The sequence below is a fragment of the Nocardioides sp. CER19 genome (assembly GCF_029846275.1).
Taxonomy (GTDB): domain Bacteria; phylum Actinomycetota; class Actinomycetes; order Propionibacteriales; family Nocardioidaceae; genus Nocardioides.
Window position 1 is genome coordinate 313,822 of the sequence record NZ_JARVWS010000002.1, and the last position, 22,173, is coordinate 335,994.

A 22,173-nucleotide genomic window follows, 5' to 3' on the forward strand; every position below is an offset into this window, starting at 1 on the left:
GCTGCGCGCGCGACGTTCGGAGTCGTGCTCCTCACCATCTGGACGGTCATCACCGTTCTCTGGGTCTACGACGCCATCTACAAACTCGCCCATGGTGAGGTCGCTCCCGCGATCTGGGCGGTGGTCGCGCTGGCGTTGATGTTCCTCCTCGCGTGCATGGAGGGCCTCGAGGTGGCCGTCATCGACCGTTGGAGCAATCTGTACCCCGATCGCGCGATGTCCGACCTGGCGGGGTGGCTCGCCGCACGTCAGCTGTTCGTCGCGTTGATCGTCACCGCGGCCACCATGCTCGCCGAGCGCCACTCGATCGCGATCCCGTTCACGTCGACACAGATCTCGTCACCAGCCGGGTTGAAGATCTTCAACCTCGTGTGGACCGGGCTGACGGTGCTGTGGTTCATGCAGATCTTCCCGAAGCACATGGCCGCGACGAATGCGGACCGCTACCTCGGCCTGACGCGTGGTCCACTGTTCCCGGTCGTCGAGTTCGTCCGCGTCATCGGGATCTCGTGGCCGGCTGAGAAGACCGCCAAGGCCGTCCAGAACCGGTTGAACTGGCATCCCGAGCCGACCCTCGAGACCGCAGCCGCGCGGGGCGCAGTTCCCCTGGCCGTCGGCTGGGCAGCCCTGACGCCGGAGGACCGGGCGGGCGGCTAGCGCCGGTCGAGGGCAGCCTCGATGGCGGCGGCGGCTACGCCCGTCTCACCCACGTCCGCCACCGCGGTCAGAGGGGAATCGGCGATCTCGACGGCGCGGGCGTCGGCACGGTTGCCTGCTCGGGCCGCGGAGATGGCGTCGGCCGTGCGTCCGCTTCCGGCGAGCACCACCACCGGCCGACCGCTGCGGAGGCTTGCAGCGACATCGGTGTAGGCGATCTGCCCACCGTTCATCAGCACGGTGACCGACCGCCGGCGGCCCGCGACGACACCGGCGATGTCCATCATCCACGGCGCTTCGTCCCCCCATTGCGTCCCGGGTACCAGGAGGAACAACGTGTGGTTCGGCTCCAGTCTGGCGGCGTCGCGCGACGGCGTACGGGCCCCCGGGACGAGGACCGTACCCTCGGCCGCCACGCCGACGAGCGGGAATCGACCGCCCGACGCGGACCGTGCCCGCCCGATCAACCGCATGACTCCGGAGTCCGTGCCACCGTCGATCACCACTGCGTCCCGGCGCTCGGCGACGGGCACGACCACGTCCCGCAGCACCAAGGCGACGGTCTCCGACTCCTCCTCGGTCATGGTGCCCGCGCCGCCGACCAGCACGATGACCGCCCGGTCCAGTCGCAGCCCGGCGCCGCCGAGCGCGGCCGCGACCTCGTCGGCGCCGGCGATCCGGATGACGGGGGCCTGGATGTCGCCGGCCTGGTCGTTCATCGGTGCTCCCTGTTGCCCGGAGTTCGCATGACGTCTCGAAGCTGGCCCAAGCAGTTCCGAGCGGCGGCGGGGACGTTCGACCGTCCGGCGCTGGCGCGTCTCGCGGCCGAGTATGCCGCCCATCTCTACACCGTTCCAGAACTGCCCGACAGCGTCGGCCAGGTCCTCCTGGTCCTCCGACAGTCCCGGCGTTACGAGGAGCTCGAGCTCGTCGCCGACGCCGCGCTCGCGCACGGGCTCGACGCCCCCGCCGTCCGGCGGCACTACGCGCAGGCTCTCGTGGACAGCGGCAACCTGGCCATCGCGCTGCGCCTCTACACCGCGCTGGCCGACGACGAGGCGGCGCCGCGGGTCGACCGCATCGAGGCCCGAGGCGGCATGGGCCGCTGCTACAAGGAGATGTTCCTGGTGTGCACCGAGCCGGATCGACGTCGACGCTTCCTGAGTCGCTCCTTCGACGTCTACCTGGCCGCGTACCTGGAGGACCCGGGCTTCTACACCTGGCACGGGATCAATGCCGTGGCGCTCCTCGCGCGGGCCGCGCGCGACGGCATCCAGCTCTCGTCGGGATCGCCGAACGTCGCCGTACTGGCTGAGGACATCCTGCGGACCGTCGACTCGGCCCCGGTGCGGAGCACGTGGACCGAGGTGACGGCCTGTGAGGCCGCGATCGCTCTCGGCCGGTACGACGAGGCCGTCGAACGGGGTGAGGCGTTCATCGAGACCAGGCCAGAGGGGTTCGAGGTCGCCGCGTTCCTCCGCCAGCTCCAGAAGGTCTGGCAGCTCGACACCGCCAGCCCGCTCGGTCACGATCTGCTGCCGATGCTCGGCTCCGCCCTGCTCACGGTCGACGGGGGCGGCGTCACGCTGGCGTCCCGAGACCTCCGCGCCGCTCCGCTCGCCGACGACGTCGCGACCGGACGGCTGGAGCGGATCCTCGGAGCCGACCGCTTCGTGTCGCTGACCTGGTACCGCACGGGTCTGAAGCGCTGTCGGGCGGTGGCCCGCATCCAGACTGCCGACGATCTCGCCGTCGGCACCGGGTTCCTCGTCGCGGGCCCCGACCTGCACCCGGACCTGCCCCCGCTGGTGGTCGTGACCAACGGCCACGTCGTTCCCGAGGACCTCGATCCCGGCCAGGCGCACGTGGTGTTCCACGGGCTCGATGACGATCCCGGCCGCCAGGGCCGATTCCGGGTCGCCCGACAATGGTGGTACCAGCCCTCGGCGGGCACGGGACTCGACACCACGATCCTCGAGCTCGACGGCTATCCAGCGGACGTCGTCCCCACCCCGCTTGCGAAGGGGCTGCCGCCGAAGCCGCTCGGTCACCGGCGTGCGTACGTGATCGGTCATCCCGGCGGATCGGCGCAGCCCCAGTTTTCGCTCCAGGACAACATCCTGCTCGACTACGACAACCGCGTCCTGCACTATCGATCGCCGACCGAGGGCGGCAGTTCCGGCAGCCCGGTGTCCGACGACGAATGGCGCCTGATCGGCCTTCACCACGCAGGCGGCACCGGGATGCCGCAGCTCAATGGGGCCGGCGGCACCTATGCCGCGAACGAAGGCATCACGATCGATGCCATCCGCCGCGGTCTGGCGCACCGACCCCCGGAGTGATCCCTGCCGCGATCACCGGGATCAAGAGCCGCCGTGGCCTGCTCGGGGAACTGCCTGTGGCCGTCGACGGCCGAAGCGTTTAACCTGAGCGAGCGCGCTCCATCGGCGGCAGATCGACCCGGCGCCTCCGCGGAACGCGGTTCTCTGGGGAGGCGTCGTGTTCGGACGGCGGTATGAGGGGAGTCGGGCACCGGGCCTGCGCCGCAAGGCGGCCCGGCGGGTCGGCGTGGCCCTGGCGGTGGTGATCGCGGCCCTGGTGATCCCGGCGGCGCCAGCTCTCGCTGCGCCTTGCACCGAGCCGCAGAACGACCCGGTGTCGCCGGCTCTCTGGGGCGGGTTCGAGATCGACGGCAACCTGTGCTCGAACACGACGGGCACGACCGGCAGCCTCGAGTGGGACACGGTGGGCGGCCAGCCGGTCGCCACTGACCCGGTCGGCAGCACCGACATCTCGGCGTTCACCGGCGGGGCGGACGAGAGCAGCGGGCCGAACTGGACCGTGGCCCAGAGCACCAACGCCAGCGGCATACCGCCGGGGCAATCGCGAGATGACGTCGGGAACGTCTACGCGTCCACCCAGGTGACGGGCGGCGATGTGTTCGCCTACTTCGGCGTCGAGCTCGAAGGCGGTAGCGGCACGGCCAGCCTGCACCTGGAGCTGAACCAGAAGCCGAACGACGACCCCTCCTGCCCTCGGGGCACCCGCGGAGTACCCAGCCCCTGCCGCACCGTCGGCGACCTGCTGCTCGCGTTCGACAAGAGCGGCGGCAGCCCGATCACCCTCGCGCGCGTGTGGAGGTGGAGCGGCTCGGCGTGGGTCGAGCTGCCCGATCTCGCCGGGGTGGCGGCCGGGCGGGCCAACAACGCCAACGTCACGACACTCGACAACCGGACGCTGACGGCGGGTCGGTTCGGAGAGGTTGCTGTCAACCTCACCAACCTCTTCGGTCCGGCCAGCTGCAGCGGGAACTACGGCACGCTGAACGTGCGCACGAGCGCCTCGACGTCGCTCACCTCCGGCCTGATCGACTGGGTCCGCCCGATCGATCTCAGCGTCCCCAGCACGTGCCCCACGGTCGTCCTGCAGAAGCGCTGGGTGAACGGGTCCCCGGACGACACCGCCCGGCTGTCCGTCGACGGCGCCACCACCACTCCGGGGGCCGTGACGTCGACGGTGACCGCCGACACCGGCGCCACGTTCACCGACACCGTCAACCAGGCGATCGCTCCCGTCGAGCCGGGCTCCGTCGTCGACGTCGCGGAGGCCCTCGGGACCGCGAACACCGGCGCCTACGGCAGCACGATCGGCTGCGACAACGGACTCCTCGCGCCGCCTCAGCCCGGCCGGGCCGGCTCGTTCACGATGCCCGCCACCGCGGACGCGGGAACCACCGTCACCTGTACGTTCGTCAACACCCGCGCCCAGACCACCCTGACCTTGACCAAGGTGTGGGCGAGCTCGACACCCGGCGACACGGCCGACCTGACCATCGGCGCGTCCGAGCATGCACTGACCGGCCCGACCACGTCGACCGCGCCGACGACCACCACGATCAGCACGCCCGTGTTCTCGGGGGAGGCGGTCACCGTGGCCGAGGCGCTGGGTGACGCGAACGCCTCGTCCTACGAGGCCGTGACGGCATGCACCAATGTCGACGCCTTCGACCCCGGCGACTACGGCGCGTCGTTCGTCGTCCCGGACACGCCGACAGCGATCAGCTGCACGATCACGAACACTGCGGTCCCCGCCCGGTTGGTGCTGTCGAAGGAATGGGTGAGGGGCGCTCCGGCCGACAGCGCCGAGCTGACGATCACCGGCCCCGACGCCAGCGACTCTGCCGTGTCGATCGTCCCGGCCAGCCTCACGGGGCGCTCGACGGCCTCAGCGAGCCTGCCCATCATCGCCGGGCAGACGGTGACCCTCGCCGAGGCGCTGCCCGCCACCGGCCGCACCAACACCGGCACCTACGTGCCCACGACGCTGGAGTGCAACGGCCAGCCGGTCGCGTTCGACCCGACCGCGACCGGGGCGACCGCCCAGTTCACCGTCCCGTCCTCCGCCCCGGTGAGCTGCGTCTACAGCAACACCCGCCAGCAGGCGACAGTGGTCCTGCAGAAGCGGTGGGTCAACGGCGCCCTCGGTGACGCCGCCAACCTCTTCATCGCCGGCGCGAGGCAGACCCGCCTCATCACCACCTCGACGGTGACGGAGGCGACCGGGCCCACCTTCACCGACGAGGTGAACCAGGCCCGGCTCGTGGTGCTCACCGGCAACCGGGCCACGCTGAGCGAGAGCCTCCAGGACGACAACACCGGCGCCTACGACGCATCGTCCCCGACGTGCGACAACGGGGTCGTCCCGGATGCAGCCGGATCCTTCGTCGTCACCGGGCCCCTGGCCGACACGGTGGTCACCTGCACGATCACCAACAGCCGGACCGCGGGCACCGTGACCGTGCACAAGATCTGGCACAACGGGGTGGCGGGCGATGTCGCACGCCTGACGATCGGCGGCGCCGCGGCTCCTGCCGACAGCACGTCGACCGTGCCGAGCCCAGCGCCGCCGGTCCTCGACGACACCGGCCACCCGGCGGCCGCCCCGACCCTCTCCGGTCAGATCGTCACCGTCGCCGAGGAGCTCGGGACCGACAACACCGGCACCTACGACTCGAGGGTGGTCTGCGACAACGGCGTGTCCGGGACGTCCTCGGTCACCTTCGCCGTGGGCGCCGTTCCGGGCAGTGTCGCCTGCACGGTCGTCAACACCGCCCGGCCGACCCCGCCGACGCCGAGCACGCCCGTTCTCCGCACGGTCACCTCGGCCCGCAGGGTCACACCCGGGAGGGCGTTCTCAGACCGGATCCACGTGAGCCGGCTCGCCGGCGCACGAGGCGCCCAGGCCGTCGCGCGGCTGTATGGGCCCTACGCGTCCCGCGCGGCAGCCACCTGCACCGCCGCGACGCTGGCCCGGACCAGCACGGTGCACGTCACCAACGGCTGGAACCGGACACCGTCGGTCCGCGTCACGGCGCCGGGCATCTACACGTGGAGGGTCACCGTCCTCCCGAACGCCGCCAACCGAGCGGTCACCCATCCCTGCGGGGAGGTGGCCGAGACGACAGTGGTGGCCAAGCGCGCCTACGACGCACCGGCGATCGTCGCCGGCTTCTCCGGCACCGTCGACCCGTCGGAGCTCGACCGCAGCGTGCCCGTGACGATCCGGATGCCCGCCGTCGGCCTGCGCGCCGCGGTCCACGCCGAACGCGTGGCCCACGGAGAGATGACGCTGCCCGGCGACGTCGGCGACGTGGGCTGGCTGCGGAAGTCAGCGGGGTTCGCCGACAAGATCGGCACCACCGTCGTCGCCGGCCACGTCTCGGACCGGCACGACCACCCCGGCGCGATGTTCCGCCTCAGCCGGGCCCATGCCGGGCAGCGGGTCACGGTCCGGCAGGGCGCGAACCGGGTCCGGTTCGAGGTGGTGGGCACGAAGGTCTTCGACCGGCGCCACCCGCTCCCGCAGCGCTACTTCGCCACCACCGGTGCGCACCGTCTGGTCCTGGTCAGCTGCACCGATCGGGTCGTCTTCCCCAACGGGCACTTCCACTACACGCGCTACGTCGTGGTCGTCGCCAAGCAGCTGCGCCGATAGCGGCGGCGCGGGACCGCCACCGTTGTGTGCGCGAGCGCTCGTGCTCCGACCGGCGAAGATGGCGCCATGACCGTGGACCTCGACCGCATCCGCCGCGACTTCCCGGCTCTCGACCAGGAGATCGCCTACTTCGACGGGCCTGGCGGCACCCAGGTCCCACGCCAGGTGGCCCAGGCGATGGCGGCGGCCATGACGTCAGGCATCTCCAACCGTGGACGGGTCACCGCCGCCGAGCGGCGTGCCGACGACGTCGTGACCGGCGCGCGCCAGGCCATCGCCGACCTGCTCGGATGCGCCCCGGGCGGGGTCGTGTTCGGGCGCTCGATGACCCAGGCGACGTACGACGTCTCGCGGGCGCTCGCGAAGGAGTGGGTGCCGGGGGACGAGGTCGTGGTGACACGTCTCGACCACGACGCGAACGTGCGGCCGTGGGTGCAGAGCGCCGGCGCGGCGGGGGCGACGGTGCGCTGGGTGGGGTTCGACCGGGAGACCGGGGAGCTGACCGTCGACGACGTCCGCGCGGAGCTGTCCGACCGCACCAAGCTGGTCGCCGTCACCGGCGCGTCGAACGTGCTCGGCACCCGCCCCGACCTGCCGGCCATCGCCGACGTGGTGCACGAGGCCGGCGCCTACCTGTACGTCGACGGGGTCCACCTGACGCCGCACGTCCCGATCGACGTGGCGGCGACGGGCGCCGACTTCTACGCCTGCTCGCCCTACAAGTTCTTCGGGCCGCACCACGGCGTCGTCGTCGCCGCGCCCGAGCTCCTGGAGCGACTCCACCCGGACAAGCTGCTGCCCTCCGCCGACGCGGTGCCCGAGAGGTTCGAGCTGGGCACGCTGCCCTACGAGGCGCTCGCCGGCACGACCGCCGCGGTCGACTACCTCGCCGGGCTCGCCTCGGACGCCCCCGACCGCCGGACCCGGGTGCTCGAGTCGATGCGCGCGATCGAGGAGCACGAGGACCGGCTGTTCGACCTGCTGCTCGGCGGCCTCCGGCAGATCGGCGGCGTCACCGTGCACGGAGCACCTCGGCGCCGTACCCCGACGGCGTTCTTCTCGGTCGCCGGCCATGAGGGTCGCGAGGTCTACGAGCACCTCGCGTCAGTGGGGGTCAACGCGCCAGCCAGCAACTTCTACGCGATCGAGGCGTCCCGCTGGCTCGGCCTCGGAGACAGCGGCGCGGTGCGCGCGGGCCTCGCGCCCTACAGCAGCGACGAGGACGTGGAGCGGCTCCTCGCAGGCGTCGCCGAGGTCTGCTGAGCGACCGTCTGTCCAACCCTCGGAGGTCGACGAGCGGCGGGCACCTGCGCCGTCAGCCGGCGGGATGTCGAACGGAGCGGGTCCTCTCCGTAGAGGAGGTGAGGGGCACGGACCGGTGCCTCGCGACCACGAGGAGGGCAACCATGACCACGACCTACACCTTCGACGTCTTCACCAGCCTCGACGGCTACGGCACCGCGACGGGCGGGTGGAGCGGCTACTGGGGCAAGCAGGGCCCCGAGCTGCTCGACCACCGGCTCGCGCAGTACTGCGCGCAGCAGCGCATGGTCTTCGGCGCCAACACCTACCGGACGTTCACCTCGCTGCTGGCTGCGAACACCGAGGAGACGCTGCACGACCCGTGGGTGACCCGGATGCTGAGCCTGCCGGCGACGTTCGTGTCGACCACGCTGGAGGAGCCCCTCGACTGGCCGGACGCGACGCTCGTGAAGGGCGACGCCGTCGACGTCGTCGGCCGCCTCAAGGAGGAGTCCGACGTGCCGTTGCGCTCCCACGGCAGCCTGTCGATGAACCGGGCGCTGATGGCCGCGGGCCTCGTCGACCTCGTGCAGGTGACGGTGTTCCCCGTCGTCACCGGTCAGACGGGCGCGACGCCGGTCTTCGAGGGCGCCGCGGACTTCGACCTGGAGCTGGTCAGCACCCGCACGCTCGACGGCCGGACGCAGGAGCTCGTCTACCGGCCGACGCTCCACTGACGTCACGATGCGGCTACCTCGCAGGCGCCACCGGCCTCGGCGGCCGCCCGCGGACCAGCGGCTCGGGCAGCCGGACGACCACCGGCGTCAGCGAGGAACGACCGGCAGAAGCGGCGCGAACGCTCCGATGCGGGTTCGGGTACCGGCACCTCCAACGACCGAAGGAGGAGACAGCCGGTGGCACCCATGGAGCCCATCCCGGAGACGCTCGAGGCCCTCACCGAGCTCGAGTCGACCGACGACGAAGGAGTGCGGCTCCGCCAGCTCATGAGCCTGGGCGCTCGGGCCAAGGACGTCGTCCCCGACCTGGTCGGGGTGAGCATCGCGCGCGTCGACCACGGGCTCACCTTCACGCTGGTCGCGAGCGCCCGCGAGATAGCGGTCCTCGACGCCATCCAGTACGCCGCCGGGGGACCGTGCGTCGACGGGGCGTTCGCCCAGAAGCCGCACGCCTTCGACACTGCGGACGTCCTCGACGAGGAACGGTGGCGACTGTTCTCCGAGGCGACCGCTGCCCGCGCCGTGCGCAGCACGCTGACCCTGCCGGTCACCGACGGCGACCACGTGATCGGCAGCGTCAACCTCTACGCCGCCTCCGGGCGTGCCTTCGGCGGTCACTATGACGAGCTGGCCCGGATCTTCGGGGCCTGGGCGATCGGGGCGGTCGCCAACGCCGACCTGTCGTTCAACACCCGACGCGAGGCCGAGGCGACCCCGAGCCGCCTCCGGGAGCGCCACGCCGTGGAGGAGGCGGCCACCATCATCGCCGGTGAGCGCGACGTCGACCTCGAGGCGGCGGAGGAGATCCTGCACGACTCGGCCACCCAGGCCGGCGTGGACATCGTCGAGCTGGCACGTCAGGTGCTCCGGGCCCGCGGGCAGCGCGAGGACAACGGCAACGGCGCGTGATCGGCGGGCGACGTACGACGACGCGCGTGCCTGACGTGGGCACCCGGTCGGTCCGGTCCGGCGGGCCGGGAGAATAGGCGCGTGGACGTCTCGACGGTGCTCGTGCTGGTGCTCGCGGCTGTCGCGGCGATCGTGGTCACTCACCGGGTCGCGGAGCGCACGGGACTGCCGGCGCCGGCGGTGCTGACCGTCGTCGGCATCTGCTACGCACTGCTGCCCGGTCCCAACGCCGAGCTCGACCCGCACGTGGTCCTCACCCTGGTCATCCCGCCGCTGCTCTACAGCGCGGCGCTGAACTCCAGCCTGCGCGGGATCCGCGACAACCTGCGCACCGTCATCAGCCTGTCGGTGCTGCTGGTCCTGGCGACGGCCCTGCTGGTGGGCGCGGGCTTCGCGCTCTTCGTCACCGGCGCGACCCTGGCCGCCGGCGTGGCGCTGGGCGCCGCGATCGCACCGCCCGACCCGGTCGCCGCTCTCGCCGTCGGCCGCAAGGTGGGTCTGCCGCCGCGGCTGCTCTCGCTCATCCAGGGCGAGGGCCTCCTCAACGACGCGACCGCGCTGACGGTGCTCACGGTCGCCGCCTCGGCGGCCACCGGCAGCGGGTTCTCGGCCTGGTCGGCACTGGGCCGGTTCATCGAGGCCGCTGCCGGCGGCGTCGCGGTCGGACTGCTCGTCGCGTACGCCGTCCGCTGGCTGCGCCGGTGGTCCCAGGAGCCGCTGGTCCTCAACGCGGTGTCGCTGGTGACGCCGTTCGTGGCCTACCTCCTCGGCGAGGAGATCCACGTGTCCGGCGTGCTCGCGGTCGTGATCGCCGGGCTCGCCATCGGCCACCAGGGGTCGCGCAGCGTCTCCGGCGCGAGCCGGCTCCAGGTCAACGCCGTGTGGCAGCTGATCGACTTCATCCTCGAGGGCATGGTCTTCCTGCTCATCGGCCAGCAGCTGCCCACGGTCGTCCGCGGTCTCGACCACTACGACGTCTCGACGGTCGTGATCGCCTCCGCGATCAGCGTCGGCGTCGTCCTGCTCCTGCGGCCGCTGTGGTTGCTCGTGACGCAGTTCATGCCGCGGCGGCTGCACGCGCGCCTCGGCGGCGAGGGCAGCGAGCGGCTCACGGCCCGCGAGGTGCTCGTGCTCAGCTGGGCCGGCACCCGCGGGGTGATCACGCTCGCGGCGATCTACACGCTCCCGCTGGTCACCGACTCGGGGGCGCCCTTCCCCGATCGCGACCTCCTGCTCTTCTGCGCGTTCCTGGTCGTGCTCGTCACCCTGGTCGGGCAGGGCACGACGTTCGCGCCGCTGGTCACCGCCGTCGGGCTGCGGGCCAACCCCGTCGACCAGGCGAGGCTGCGCAACGAGGCGCGCTCGGCGGCCGCGCGGGCGGGGCTCGACCGGCTCAACGAGCTGCAGGAGACCAAGCACGAGGCGGACGAGGACGAGGCCTTCGCCGCGCTGCGGGCGCAGATCGAGAACCGTCTCGACCGCTACCAGCGGCGGCTCGAGTCGCTGGAGGACGCCGACGACGTCATCCCCACGAACCCGGAGTACGAGGCCGCCTTGCGCCTCCACGCCGCGGTCATCGACGCGGAGCGCGAGGAGCTGCTGCGACTGCGGGAGATCGGGCAGCTGCCGGACTCGAGCCTGCGCGTGCTCGAGCACGAGCTCGACCACCGCGAGGTGCTGCTGCCGCAGCGCCACCCGCGCTGAGGCGTCGCCCGAACGTGGGGGAGGGCTGTCAGGGACGGAGAGCGGCCAGCGCCAGGTTGGTGTAGCGCTCCCAGGTCGCCGGGTCGGTCACGCCGAGCTCGAGGAGCACGTGCGCGGTCCCCCCGACGAGGACCTGGAGGTCCATCATCGTGACGTCGTCGCGGAGGGTGCCCTGCTGCCGGCCGAGGTCGAGGATCCGCTCGGCGCTGCTGTCGGTCGCGCTGTCCGGCTCCCAGTCCTCCATCCGGGTGAGGACCTCGACCATGAGCCGGTCCTTGGCCAGCCGCGTGGTGATGGCGAGCACCGCCTCGGACAGGGCACGGTAGGCGTCGACCTCGGCCTCCTCGGCGGCGGCCGTGATGACCGACTGCAACCAGCCGAGGTGCAGCTGGGCGATCGCGTCGATGAGGTCGGCCTTGGCGGGATAGCTCCTGTAGACCGTGGCCTTGCCGACGCCGGCACGCGCGGCGATCTCCGGGACGGTGGCGTCGAGCCCCTGCTCGGTGAACACCTCGATGGCGGCGGCCAGCACGCGCTCGTGGTTGCGCCGGGCGTCGGCGCGGCGACCGGACCAGTCCTCCACCGTGGGGCTCCCTTCTCTCGGCCCGAAGTCTCGCAGGCGAGGTCGGGCACCGACACATCGTGACCGGGTTCACCGGGCGACAACTGGACCGATGGGTCCGGTTAACCCTAGGCTGAGCGATAACTGGACCGATGGGTCCGATTCGTACGTTCTGGGAGAGCTCCGATGGCGTTGCACCTGTTCCGGCTCGGCCGCTGGTCGTTCCTGCACCGCAAGGTGGTCGCGAGCGTCTGGGTGCTGCTGCTGATCGGCCTGGCCATCGGCTCGGCGACCCTGTCCGGCAAGACCAACGACAACTTCGAGCTGCGCGGCATCGAGTCCACCCAGGCCTTCGACCTCATCAAGGAGCGCAGCCCGCAGGCCTCCCCGGACGGCGCCACCGCCCGGGTCGTCTTCGAGGCACCGAAGGGCAGCGCGCTGACGGAGCCGGCGTACAAGACGGCCGTCGGCGACGCCCTCGCCGCCGTCAAGACCGCCGACGTCGCGTCGATCGTCGACCCCTTCGCCGCCGGCACCGTGTCGCAGGACGGTCGGGTCGGCTACGCGACGGTCACCTACACGAAGCAGTCGGTCGAGCTCACCCAGGCCGACAAGGACGCGCTGTCGGACGTCAAGCAGGCCGGGTCCGACGCCGGCCTCGGCGTCGCGATCGGCGGCGACGCGCTCCAGGCGGAGACCTCGCCGCCGACGGCCGAGGCGATCGGCATCGTCGTGGCGTTCGTCGTCCTGACGCTGACCTTCGGCTCCCTGGTGGCCGCCGGCATGCCCCTGGTGACAGCGATCGTGGGCGTCGGCATCGGCTTCCTCAGCATCAGCGTCCTGACCGGCTTCATCGAGCTCAGCTCCACGACACCGGCCCTCGGCACGATGCTCGGCCTCGCCGTCGGCATCGACTACGCGCTGTTCATCATGTCGCGCTACCAGCACGAGGTGCGCCGCGGGCGCTCCCTCGAGGACGCCGCCGGCCGTGCCGTCGGTACGGCGGGCTCCGCCGTCGTCTTCGCCGGTCTGACCGTCATCATCGCGCTCGCCGGACTGTCGGTCTGCGGCATCGGCTTCCTCACCCAGACGGGTCTGGCCGCCGCGTTCATCGTCGCCCTCGCGGTGCTCATCGCCCTCACCCTGCTGCCCGCGATCCTCGGCTTCGCCGGCCACCGGACCACGTCCGGCCGGCTGCGCTTCCTCCGGTCCCGTGACACGGAGGGCGACGACGCCGTCCGGACCAACGGCCGGCGGTGGGTCGGGCTCGTGAGCCGCGCGAAGTGGCCGGTCCTGGTCGCGGGCGTCGCCGTCGCCGCCATCGCGTCGATCCCGGTCGCGTCGATGCAGCTCGCCCTGCCGGACGACGCCAGCAAGCCCGCGGGCAGCGACGCCCGGGTCGCCTACGACCTCATCGCCGACAACTTCGGCGCAGGTGCCAACGGTCCGCTCGTCGTCGTGGTCGACACCAAGAACGCCGACGACCCCGCGGGCGCCGTCGCCGCCGTCACCGCCGACCTGCAGCAGCTCGCCGGCCGGCCGGGGTCGGACATCGCGGCCGTCGTACCCGCACTGACCAGCGACACGCCTGAGGCCAAGCAGGCCTTCGCGCAGCAGCTCGACGCCGTCCAGCTCGCCACCATCACGGTGATCCCGAAGTCCGGTCCCTCGGACGAGTCGACCAAGAACCTCGTCGCCGACATCCGCGACTCCGTCTCTGGCCTCGCGGACCAGACCGGCGCACGCGCCCTGGTCACCGGCCAGACCGCTGTCGGCGTCGACATCGCGGACAAGCTGACGGCCGTCTTCCCGGTCTACCTGCTCGTCGTCGTCGGCCTCGCGGTCTTCCTGCTGATCGCGGTCTTCCGGTCGATCTGGGTGCCGATCAAGGCGGCCCTCGGGTTCCTGCTCTCCATCGGCGTCTCGCTGGGCGCGACGGTGGCGGTCTTCCAGTGGGGCTGGCTCAACGACCTCCTGGGTCTCGACACCACGTCGCCGGTGCTGTTCATCCTGCCGATCCTGCTGACCGGCATCCTGTTCGGTCTCGCGATGGACTACGAGGTCTTCCTCGTGACGCGGATGCGTGAGGCGTACGTCCACGGGACCCCCGCCCGGCAGGCGGTGATCGACGGCTTCGCGCACAGCGCGCGGGTCGTGGTCGCGGCCGCCTTCATCATGGTCGGCGTCTTCATCGGCTTCGCGCTGTCCGACGACGTCATCCTCAAGACGATCGGCTTCGCGCTGGCGGTGGGCGTCCTCGCCGACGCCTTCCTGGTCCGTATGACGATCGTGCCGGCGATCATGGCGATCGCCGGCGATCGGATCTGGTGGATGCCGCGCTGGCTGGGCCGGCTGGTCCCGGACCTCGACATCGAGGGCACCAAGGTCGACGCGCTCGACGAGGGTGGGCGGCACGCCGAGCCGGTGGGGGTCGAGCGGGCGCAGTAGCCGGAGGACCGGCTCAGCGCCGGTGACCGAGCCGGATCCGCCGGCCTCGCGCGATGTCCTCCTCGGCCTTGCGGGCGGCCTTGTCCGACTTGCGGGTGTCGCGGCGGGGGAGCTGGATGGTCTCCTCCGCCGCGATGCCGGCCTGCAGCTGGCGCGCTCGCTCGAGCTCGGCATCGAGCTCCGCGCCGAAGAGCAGCGCGAGGTTGGTGATCCACAGCCACAGCAGGAACACCGCGACGCCGGCCAGGGAGCCGTAGGTCCGGTCGTAGTGCGAGAAGTTCGCGACGTAGAAGCCGAACCCGAGGGAGACGACGATCCACGTGAGGATGGCGACGACGGCGCCCACGCTGATCCAGCGGAACCGCGGCTGGTCGACGTTCGGCGTCACGTAGTAGAGCAGCGCCACGATGAGGATCACCACGGCGAGCATCACCGGCCACTTGGCGATGTTCCAGACGGTGACCGCGGTGTCGCCCAAGCCGATGATGTTGCCCACCGACTGCGCGGCCGGGCCGGTGAGGACCAGCGCCAGGCCGACGGCGGCGACGAGCACGACCAGCACGAGGGTGAGCAGGAGCATGACCGGCCGCAGCTTCCACATCGGCCGTCCCTCGCGCACCTCGTAGATGCGGTTCATGCCCCGCCCGAACGCGCCGACGTAGCCGGAGGCCGACCAGAGCGCGGTCGCGAGACCGATGACGAGGGCGATCCCGCCGGACTGGCTGGTCGCGAGCCGCGTGAGCGTCGGCTGGAGCGTGTCAGCGGCGGAGGAGGCGCCGATGTCGGAGAGGATCTTCAGCAGGTTGTCCACGGTCTTGGACGGATCGCCGACGAGGCTGATCAGCGACAGCACCGCCACCAGCGCGGGGAACAGCGCCAGCACCGAGTAGTAGGTGAGCGCGGCGGCCAGGTCGGTGCACTCGTCCTTGCCGAACTCCCGCATCGTCTTGCGGGCGACGTAGAGCCACGAGGTCTTCTTCAGGTCGGTCGGCGACTCGGGCTTGCCGGGGGCGTCCGGGTCGGGGTAGTCGTCGGCCTGCTTGTCGGTCGTGTCCACGGTGCCCTCCCGGTCGGCGCAGGGAGGGCCGAGCCCTCCCATCGGTACGCCGATCAGTGCCCGGGTCGGACGGCGCCCATGCCCCGCCTGCGCGGGCGTGCGGTCACAGCTTCGCGGCGACGTCGAACGGCGAGTCCTTGCGCGACAGCAGCTCCCGGCGCTCCTCGGCCGAGAGGGCGAGCAGCTGGTCGGCGAGGTCGGCGCGGACGCTGTAGACCTCGGGCGACTCGCTCAGCGGCACCACCGTGTGCACGACGCGGTCGTCGTAGAGGTGGACCATGTTGATCGACGTACCACCGTCGACGGCGTGGATCAGGGCGCTGCGCGGCGCAGGGTCGAGGGTGTAGCAGCTCGCGGCGACGACGGAGACCGGGATCCCGGCGAGCGTCGAGTACGTCGAGTAGTGCAGGTGCCCTGCGAGGATGCTGCGGACGTCGGTGCCGCGCAGCACGTCCGCGAGCGCCTCCTGCGCGTAGAGCTCGATGACCGCCTCGGCCGGCGCCATCGGCAGCGGCACCGGCGGGTGGTGCAGGGCGAGCAGCGTGCCGTGCGGCGCGGGGGTCGCGAGCACCCCGGCGAGCCACTCCAGCTGCGCGGGCGAGACCTCGCCGTGGTGGTAGCCGGGCACCGTGCTGTCGAGGCTCACGATGCGCAGGCCGTCGACGTCGTAGACCGCGTCCTGCGGTTCGGCGCTGGCCCGGCCGAACAGCGCCGCCGAGTAGGCGAGCCGCTCGTCGTGGTTGCCCATCACCCAGACCACCTGGGCCCCCAACGCCGCGGCGGCCGGCTCCACCAGCTCCTTGAGCCGCGCGTAGGCCGCGGGCTCGGCGACGTCGGCGAGGTCGCCCGTGACCACGATCGCCTGGGGCGTCGGCACCATGCGCGCGAGCCGGTCGAGCGCGAGCCGCAGCCCCTGCTCCGGGTCGACGACGCCGTACTGCAGCTTCCCGTCCGCGAGCAGGTGGGTGTCGCTGAGATGGGCGATGGTGTGGGCGGGTTCGGGGTACTGGCCGAGCTGCACACGCACAGGGTAGGGGGCGGCCCGCCGCCTGCGGCCTCGTATTCGCTTCGGCGGTCTGCTCGGCGGCGATATCGTGACGACGCCGGGCTCTTCCGACTCGAGGAGTGACCACATGCGCGTGGCGGGCTGCACGAGCCTCGTCACCGGCGCGTCCGGCGGCATCGGCGCCGCGACCGCGCGCCGGCTCGCGGCCGCGGGCAGTCGGGTCGTCGTGCACGGGCGGGACGCGGCTCGCACGGCCGCGGTCGCCGACGAGGTCGGGGGTACGCCGGTCATCGCCGACCTGCTGCTCGGGACGCACCTGCTCGACGTGCTGGCCGCCCGCGTCCCGACGCCGATCGACCTGCTCGTCGCCAACGCCGGACGCGGCTGGTCGGGCCCGTTCACCACGATGGAGCCGGACGAGATCGCCGAGCTGGTCGCGGTCGACCTCACCGCGGCGGTGCAGCTGACCCGGGCGCTCCTGCCCGGGATGGTCGAGCGCCGGCGCGGCCACGTCGTGTTCGTCTCCTCCATCGCAGGGCGCGCAGGTGTCGCCGGCGAGGCGGTCTACGCCGCCACCAAGGCCGGCCTGGACGCGTTCGCCGACAGCCTGCGGATGGAGCTGCGCGGCTCGGGTGTCGGGGTCGGCGTGGTGGTGCCGGCCGCCGTGGACACCGGCTTCTTCGCCGCCCGAGGACGCGGCTACGACCGGCGGCGGCCGCGCCCGGTGCCGGCCGACCTCGTGGCCCGCCGCATCGTCGAGGCGGTCGAGCACGACCGCGCGGAGACGTGGGTGCCCCGCTGGACGCGGGTGGTCCCGGTGGTGCGGGCGGTCGCTCCCGGCCCGTTCCGCGCGCTGTCGGCGAGGTTCGGCGAGCAGGTCGCGCCCGAGCGTACGGCGGGTTTGGGATGAGCCGCGCCAACCTGGTCATCGTGCTGGCCCTCGTCGCCGCGCTCGCCTTCGCCGTGTCGGCTTTCCTGCAGCGCCGGGCCAGCGAGCACGAGTCCCGCGAGAGCATCTCCGGTGCCGCACAGCACGGGCTGCCCGGTGCGGTCGCACTGACGCTGCGACTGGTCCGGCGCCCGGTCTGGATGCTCGGCTGGGGGGTCAACCTGGCCGGGTTCGGGGTGCAGGCGCTCGCGCTCAGCCTCGGGTCGGTGGCCGCCGTACAGCCCGTGCTGACCGCGCAGCTGCTCTTCACGATGGTGCTGGCCTCGTGGGAGCGGCGACGCTGGCCGACCGTGGTCGACTGGCTCTCCGGCCTGGCCATCTGCGGCGGCATCGCGATCCTGCTGTCCGTCGACGGCGCGGCGCCCCTCGGCGGCGTCGCCGACCGCAGCCGGGTCCTCTGGGCGGTGGGCGCGGCGGTCGTCGCGGGCGCCCTGCTGGTGTCGACCGCCCGGATCCTCCCGAGCGTCGCCGTCTCGGCCGTGCTGCTGGCCTGCGCGGCGGGGCTGGCCTACGCGTTGAGCGCCGTCTTCATGAAGCTCACGGCCTCCTCCCTGGTCGACGACGGCGTCGGCGCGACGGCCCGCGACTGGGTCGGCTACTCGCTCGCGGTCTCCACGCTCCTGGGACTCGTCCTCGGTCAGGCGGCGTACGCCGCCGGCCCCTTGCCGTGGGCGGTCGCGGCGATGAACATCGTCAACCCGGCGGCCAGCTTCGCGATCGGCGTCCTCGCGTTCGAGACCGACCTGCCCAGCTCGCCCGGCGACCTGGCCGCCCTGACCGGGACGGGCGCGCTGCTGCTGCTCGGCGTGATCGGGCTGGTGAGGTCGCCGTCGCGCGGGACGTGGACCGGGCACCAGCTGGACCAGGACGTGCGGGTGCTCCATGGCTGAGCGGCGGCCGGTGGCCGGCGGCCCGCGGGTGGTGGTGTGGCGCCAGGTCGCCCTCGGACTGGCCCTCTTCGCCTGCTACCTGCTGGTCGACGCGCTCGCGTCCGACGCCCGCCGCCTCGCCGCTGACCGGCACGGTCGGGACGTGTGGCGGCTGGAGCGGTGGCTCCACCTCGACCTCGTCCGGCCGCTCAACGACTGGCTGGCCGGTCGCGGCTGGCTGCAGACGGCGGCGAACTACGAGTACGCGTTCATGTACCTCGTCACCGCCCTCGGGACCATCGTGTGGCTGCTCTGGCGGCACCCGGAGGCGTGGCCCCGGGCGCGCACCAGCTTCGTGCTCGTCAACCTCGTCGGCATCGTCTGCTTCTGGCTCTACCCGGTCACCCCGCCGCGGCTGCTGCCGGGCTCGCCGGTCACCGACACCGTCACGACCGGCCAGACCTGGGGGTCCTGGGGCTCGAGCCTCGTCTCCGGGGCCAACCAGCTCGCCGCGATGCCGTCCCTGCACTTCGCGTGGGCGCTCTGGGTGAGCCTGGCGCTGGCGTCGGTGTCCGCATCGATGCGGCTGCAGGCCGTCAGCGCGCTGCACGTCGCCCTGACGCTCTTCGTCATCGTCGCGACCGCCAACCACTACGTGCTCGACGCCGTGGTGGCCGCCGTCCTCGTGGTGGTCGCAGACCTCGTCGCCCGCCGCGTCCACGATCCGGCGGTGGTCGGCTCGGCCGACGCGTTCTTCCTCCACGTCGAGGGCACCGGCGCGCCCCAGACGGTCGGTGGCCTGGTGCTGCTGGGCCGGATTCCCGGCGAGCCCGACGGCCCGACGCTCGCGGCCGTCCGCGACCTCGTCAGGGGCGAGCTGCCCGGGCTGCCGCGCTTCACCCAGCGGGTGACCACGTCCCGGTGGCGACGCCCCCGCTGGGTCGACGCGCCCGACCTCGACTGGGACTGGCACGTCCCCGAGGTCACCGTTCCCGACCGGGCCGGCATGGACCGCCTGGTGGCCGACATCGCGGAGCAGCCCCTGCCGCGGGACCGGCCCCTGTGGCGCTTCCTGGTCGTCAGGTCGCCGGAGCGCTCCGGCGTGCTGCTGCTCATGCACCACGCCGTCGCCGACGGCATCGGCACCGTGATCCAGGCGCTCAACCTGCTCCGCCCGCGGATCGCGCTCCCGGAGCCGCCGGCCGCGCCCTCGTCCCTCGCGATGGCGGCGGCGACGGTGGTCGGCGTCGGCCAGCTGGCGCTCGACGGCGGCGTGTCCGAGTCGCTCGGTCCCACAGGCGAGGCGCGGGACTTCGCGACCGACGGCATCCCGCTCGCCGAGCTCAAGGCGACCGGCCACCGGGTCACCGACGTCCTGCTGGCGGTGACGGCCGGTGCCCTCGCCGACATCGGCTCGCCGCCGGAGCGCCTGCGGATCGCCGTCCCGCTGATGGTGCGCGCACCGGGCGACGGGGCCGAGGGCAACGTCACCGCCGCGGTCATGGTCGACGTACGGTCCCGGGCGGCGCCGACCTCCGAGCTCCTCGCCGGGCTGAGCACGTCGCGGCTGCGCAGCCCGAGCCGGGCCCTCGCCAGCCGGTTCGTCATGGCCCGGCTGATCCGCGTCCTGCCCGAGCCGCTGATGGGCTGGTTCGCCCGCACCGTCTACGGGCGGCGCTTCTTCCACGCGATCGTGTCGAACATGCCCGGACCCGACGTCCCACTCACCGTGGCGGAGGCGCCGATGGACGCGGTCTACCCCGTGCTGCCGCTGGCGCCCGGCGTACCGGTCGTGCTCGGCGGGCTGAGCTGGAACGGCGTGCTCGGGCTGGGCCTCGCCACCGCGCCCGAGTCGTACGACGCCCGGGCGGTCCTGGCCGCCATGCGCCGCCGCCTCGCGGAGCTGCGTGAGGACGCCGCCCCGGTCACCCGACCTGCGACCAGCCCAGCGCGAGGAGGAGCCGCAGCCGCTCCCGCGGCGAGTCGAGCCGATCGCCGAACAGCTCTCGAAGGCGGCCCAGACGGTAGCTGACCGTCTGCGGGTGCACCCCCAGCTGCTCGGCCATCGCCGCCCGGTCGCCCTGATGGACGAGCCACGCCGTCAGCGTCTGGGTCAGCCGCGCCCGGGCGCCGTCCGAGAGGCCGTCCAGCGGCGCGAGCACCCGCTCCCCGAGGAACGTGAGCATGCCGCCGTCGCGGTGCACGATGACGGTGTCGAGGTGGTCATCGACGAAGACGGGGTCGTCGGCGACCACGCCCGACGAGCGCAGGCGCAGGGTGATCCGCGCGCCGGTCAGCGTCCGCCCCAGCAGGCCGACCGGCACGTTGACGCCGACGACGGCGCCGGTCCCGGCGAGCTCCTGCGCGAGGAGCGCTCGGCGGGCACCGCCCGGGTCGGGCACGACCGCGCCGGTGAGGTCGACCTGGCGCACGGGCAGCGCGTAGGAGTCGAGCCGCGACATCAGCTCCGGCACGCCCGGCCCCGACCCGTCCACCAGCACGATCGCCGCGGTCGCCGGCAGCGGCCATTTCGCGCGGGCGGCCGCCGACCGGATCGCCTCCATGCTGGCGCGCTCGGACAGGAGCAACCCGACCAGCTCGTCGCGGTGCCGGTCACGGTCGCGCGAGTCCTCCTGCTGGGCGAGCACGAAGCCGCGGGCCGAGGCCTGGGAGAGCCGGCTGACGAAGTCGAAGACGGCCTCGGCCAGCGCGCCGACGACCTCGCGGGAGACGTCGACCTCGTCGGCGGTGGTCGCGACGTAGCGCCACGCGACGCGGGCGCCGAGCTGGTAGGCGGTGAGCAGCCGGGTGAGGTCGTGGCCGACCTCCCACTGTCGCCGCCCGATCTGCTCGAACAGGGACTGCACGCCCGGCTCGCTCGCCTCCTGGTCGGACGCGCCGGGCGGCCGGGTCGCGAGCAGGAGCAACCGGTGCACGAAGAGGCCGGCGCCCTCCTGCACGCTGCCGGTGTCGCCGTCGAGGAACTCGGCGTAGTCGGGCCAGCCGTCGGCCAGCAGGTCGCGCACCTCGCCGAGCAGCTCGGGCAGCCGCTCCGTCAGGCGCCGCTCGAGCAGCTCCACGGAAGCCGCTTCCGAAATTGTCACCTCGTGCTAAGTATCTCGATCCAATTGATCAGCGCAAGGCACAGAAATGATCCTGCGCTGCGGTCGACGCTGGGGACATGGCCGCAGGCGGGGCGGTGGGAGACGTCGACGTACGCGCCGGGGAGGAGAACTTCCCGGTGGCGCTGCGCGTGCTGCCGGCCCGGCACCGGCGGCACCTCGTGGCGGTCTACGGCTACGCCCGGATGGTCGACGAGCTCGGGGACTCCTACGCCGGCGACCGGGTCGCGGCGCTCGAGCGGGTCCGCACCCAGGTGGACGACCTCTGGGCCGGTCGGACCGTGGACGACCCCGTGCTTCGGCGGCTGGCCGCCACGGTGGTCGAGTGCGGGCTGGGTCGCGAGCCGTTCGTCGACCTGATCGAGGCCAACCTCCTCGACCAGCGGGTCGTGGCCTACGCCAGCTTCGAGGACCTGCTCGGCTACTGCCGGCTCTCGGCGAACCCGGTCGGGCGGATCGTGCTCGAGGTCTTCGGACAGTCGACGCCCGCCCGGGTCGCGCTCTCGGACGACGTGTGCACGGGCCTGCAGCTCCTCGAGCACTGGCAGGACGTCGGCGAGGACCGGCGAGCCGGTCGGGTCTACCTCCCCGAGCACGACATGGCGGCGTACGGCGTCTCGGCGGCCGACCTCGACGCGCCCGTCGCGTCGCCCGCCCTGCGCGAGCTGCTGCTCGTCGAGACCGAGCGCGCGGCCGCGCTGCTCGGCTCGGGCGACCCGCTGGTCCGGCAGCTGCGTGGGTGGGCCCGACTGGCCGTCGCCGGCTTCGTCGCGGGCGGCGAGGCGACCGCCGCCGCGCTGCGCCGCAGCGGCGGCGACGTCCTGAGCGTCACGCCGCGTCCGCGCAAGGCCGAGACCCTCGCCCGGCTGCTGCGCGGTGTCGTGTGGCAGCCGCCCGGGGGAGCGCGATGAGAGGGG

General features: G+C 72.7%; 17 protein-coding genes. 12 read left to right on the forward strand and 5 right to left on the reverse strand.

Annotated elements, in window-relative coordinates; genetic code table 11:
* Window positions 1-24 precede the first annotated feature (24 nt).
* Window positions 25-657 carry a hypothetical protein gene (locus QDS12_RS09890; RefSeq protein WP_279878823.1) on the forward strand — a complete coding sequence of 211 codons (633 nt, stop codon included), beginning with the start codon at window positions 25-27 and terminating at the stop codon, window positions 655-657.
* On the opposite strand, the gene QDS12_RS09895 is transcribed toward QDS12_RS09890, so the two are convergent.
* The gene (locus tag QDS12_RS09895; RefSeq protein WP_279878824.1) at window positions 654-1,376 is read right to left on the reverse strand and encodes a hypothetical protein; all 723 of its coding nucleotides are present in this window, start codon (window positions 1,374-1,376) and stop codon (window positions 654-656) included. The genes QDS12_RS09890 and QDS12_RS09895 overlap by 4 nt on opposite strands.
* Window positions 1,377-1,403: 27 nt before the next feature.
* On the opposite strand from QDS12_RS09895, the gene QDS12_RS09900 reads away from it, so the two are divergent.
* The 6 genes from QDS12_RS09900 to QDS12_RS09925 all read left to right on the forward strand — a co-directional run bounded on the left by QDS12_RS09900 (window position 1,404) and on the right by QDS12_RS09925 (window position 11,243).
* The gene (locus QDS12_RS09900) at window positions 1,404-2,999 is read left to right on the forward strand and encodes a serine protease (protein ID WP_279878825.1); all 1,596 of its coding nucleotides are present in this window, start codon (window positions 1,404-1,406) and stop codon (window positions 2,997-2,999) included.
* A 157-nt stretch (window positions 3,000-3,156) separates the two neighbouring features.
* Window positions 3,157-6,651 carry a class F sortase gene (locus QDS12_RS09905; RefSeq protein ID WP_279878826.1) on the forward strand — a complete coding sequence of 1,165 codons (3,495 nt, stop codon included), beginning with the start codon at window positions 3,157-3,159 and terminating at the stop codon, window positions 6,649-6,651.
* Window positions 6,652-6,717: 66 nt separating this feature from the next.
* Entirely contained in the window at window positions 6,718-7,914 is a 1,197-nt protein-coding gene (locus QDS12_RS09910) for a cysteine desulfurase-like protein (protein WP_279878827.1), read from the forward strand.
* Window positions 7,915-8,057: 143 nt separating this feature from the next.
* A complete protein-coding gene (locus QDS12_RS09915; RefSeq protein WP_279878828.1) occupies window positions 8,058-8,630 on the forward strand; it encodes a dihydrofolate reductase family protein in 573 nt (190 codons plus the stop codon).
* A gap of 177 nt (window positions 8,631-8,807) precedes the next feature.
* Complete coding sequence (locus QDS12_RS09920) at window positions 8,808-9,539, forward strand: GAF domain-containing protein (RefSeq protein ID WP_279878829.1); 732 nt, start codon at window positions 8,808-8,810, stop codon at window positions 9,537-9,539.
* Window positions 9,540-9,620: 81 nt separating this feature from the next.
* A complete protein-coding gene (locus QDS12_RS09925) occupies window positions 9,621-11,243 on the forward strand; it encodes a Na+/H+ antiporter (protein ID WP_279878830.1) in 1,623 nt (540 codons plus the stop codon).
* Window positions 11,244-11,271: 28 nt separating this feature from the next.
* Here QDS12_RS09925 and QDS12_RS09930 read toward each other — a convergent pair whose 3' ends face one another.
* A complete protein-coding gene (locus QDS12_RS09930; RefSeq protein WP_279878831.1) occupies window positions 11,272-11,826 on the reverse strand; it encodes a helix-turn-helix domain containing protein in 555 nt (184 codons plus the stop codon).
* A gap of 165 nt (window positions 11,827-11,991) precedes the next feature.
* Between QDS12_RS09930 and QDS12_RS09935 the strand changes: the two genes are divergently transcribed.
* Window positions 11,992-14,253, forward strand: coding sequence for an MMPL family transporter (locus QDS12_RS09935; protein WP_279878832.1), 2,262 nt, complete (start codon window positions 11,992-11,994; stop codon window positions 14,251-14,253).
* A gap of 13 nt (window positions 14,254-14,266) precedes the next feature.
* On the opposite strand, the gene QDS12_RS09940 is transcribed toward QDS12_RS09935, so the two are convergent.
* Window positions 14,267-15,310, reverse strand: coding sequence for a YihY/virulence factor BrkB family protein (locus QDS12_RS09940; protein ID WP_279878833.1), 1,044 nt, complete (start codon window positions 15,308-15,310; stop codon window positions 14,267-14,269).
* 103 nt (window positions 15,311-15,413) lie between these two features.
* The gene (locus QDS12_RS09945) at window positions 15,414-16,331 is read right to left on the reverse strand and encodes a metallophosphoesterase (protein ID WP_279878834.1); all 918 of its coding nucleotides are present in this window, start codon (window positions 16,329-16,331) and stop codon (window positions 15,414-15,416) included.
* 112 nt (window positions 16,332-16,443) lie between these two features.
* On the opposite strand from QDS12_RS09945, the gene QDS12_RS09950 reads away from it, so the two are divergent.
* The 3 genes from QDS12_RS09950 to QDS12_RS09960 are packed head-to-tail and all read left to right on the forward strand — an operon-like array spanning window position 16,444 to window position 20,166.
* The gene (locus tag QDS12_RS09950; RefSeq protein ID WP_279878835.1) at window positions 16,444-17,226 is read left to right on the forward strand and encodes an SDR family NAD(P)-dependent oxidoreductase; all 783 of its coding nucleotides are present in this window, start codon (window positions 16,444-16,446) and stop codon (window positions 17,224-17,226) included.
* Complete coding sequence (locus QDS12_RS09955) at window positions 17,223-18,155, forward strand: DMT family transporter (RefSeq protein WP_279878836.1); 933 nt, start codon at window positions 17,223-17,225, stop codon at window positions 18,153-18,155. The genes QDS12_RS09950 and QDS12_RS09955 overlap by 4 nt, the downstream gene beginning before the upstream one ends.
* Complete coding sequence (locus QDS12_RS09960; protein WP_279878837.1) at window positions 18,148-20,166, forward strand: phosphatase PAP2 family protein; 2,019 nt, start codon at window positions 18,148-18,150, stop codon at window positions 20,164-20,166. The genes QDS12_RS09955 and QDS12_RS09960 overlap by 8 nt, the downstream gene beginning before the upstream one ends.
* On the opposite strand, the gene QDS12_RS09965 is transcribed toward QDS12_RS09960, so the two are convergent.
* Complete coding sequence (locus QDS12_RS09965; RefSeq protein WP_279878838.1) at window positions 20,060-21,214, reverse strand: helix-turn-helix domain-containing protein; 1,155 nt, start codon at window positions 21,212-21,214, stop codon at window positions 20,060-20,062. The genes QDS12_RS09960 and QDS12_RS09965 overlap by 107 nt on opposite strands.
* 101 nt (window positions 21,215-21,315) lie before the next feature.
* Between QDS12_RS09965 and hpnC the strand changes: the two genes are divergently transcribed.
* A complete protein-coding gene (hpnC, locus tag QDS12_RS09970; RefSeq protein WP_279878839.1) occupies window positions 21,316-22,167 on the forward strand; it encodes a squalene synthase HpnC in 852 nt (283 codons plus the stop codon).
* Window positions 22,168-22,173: the final 6 nt, after the last annotated feature.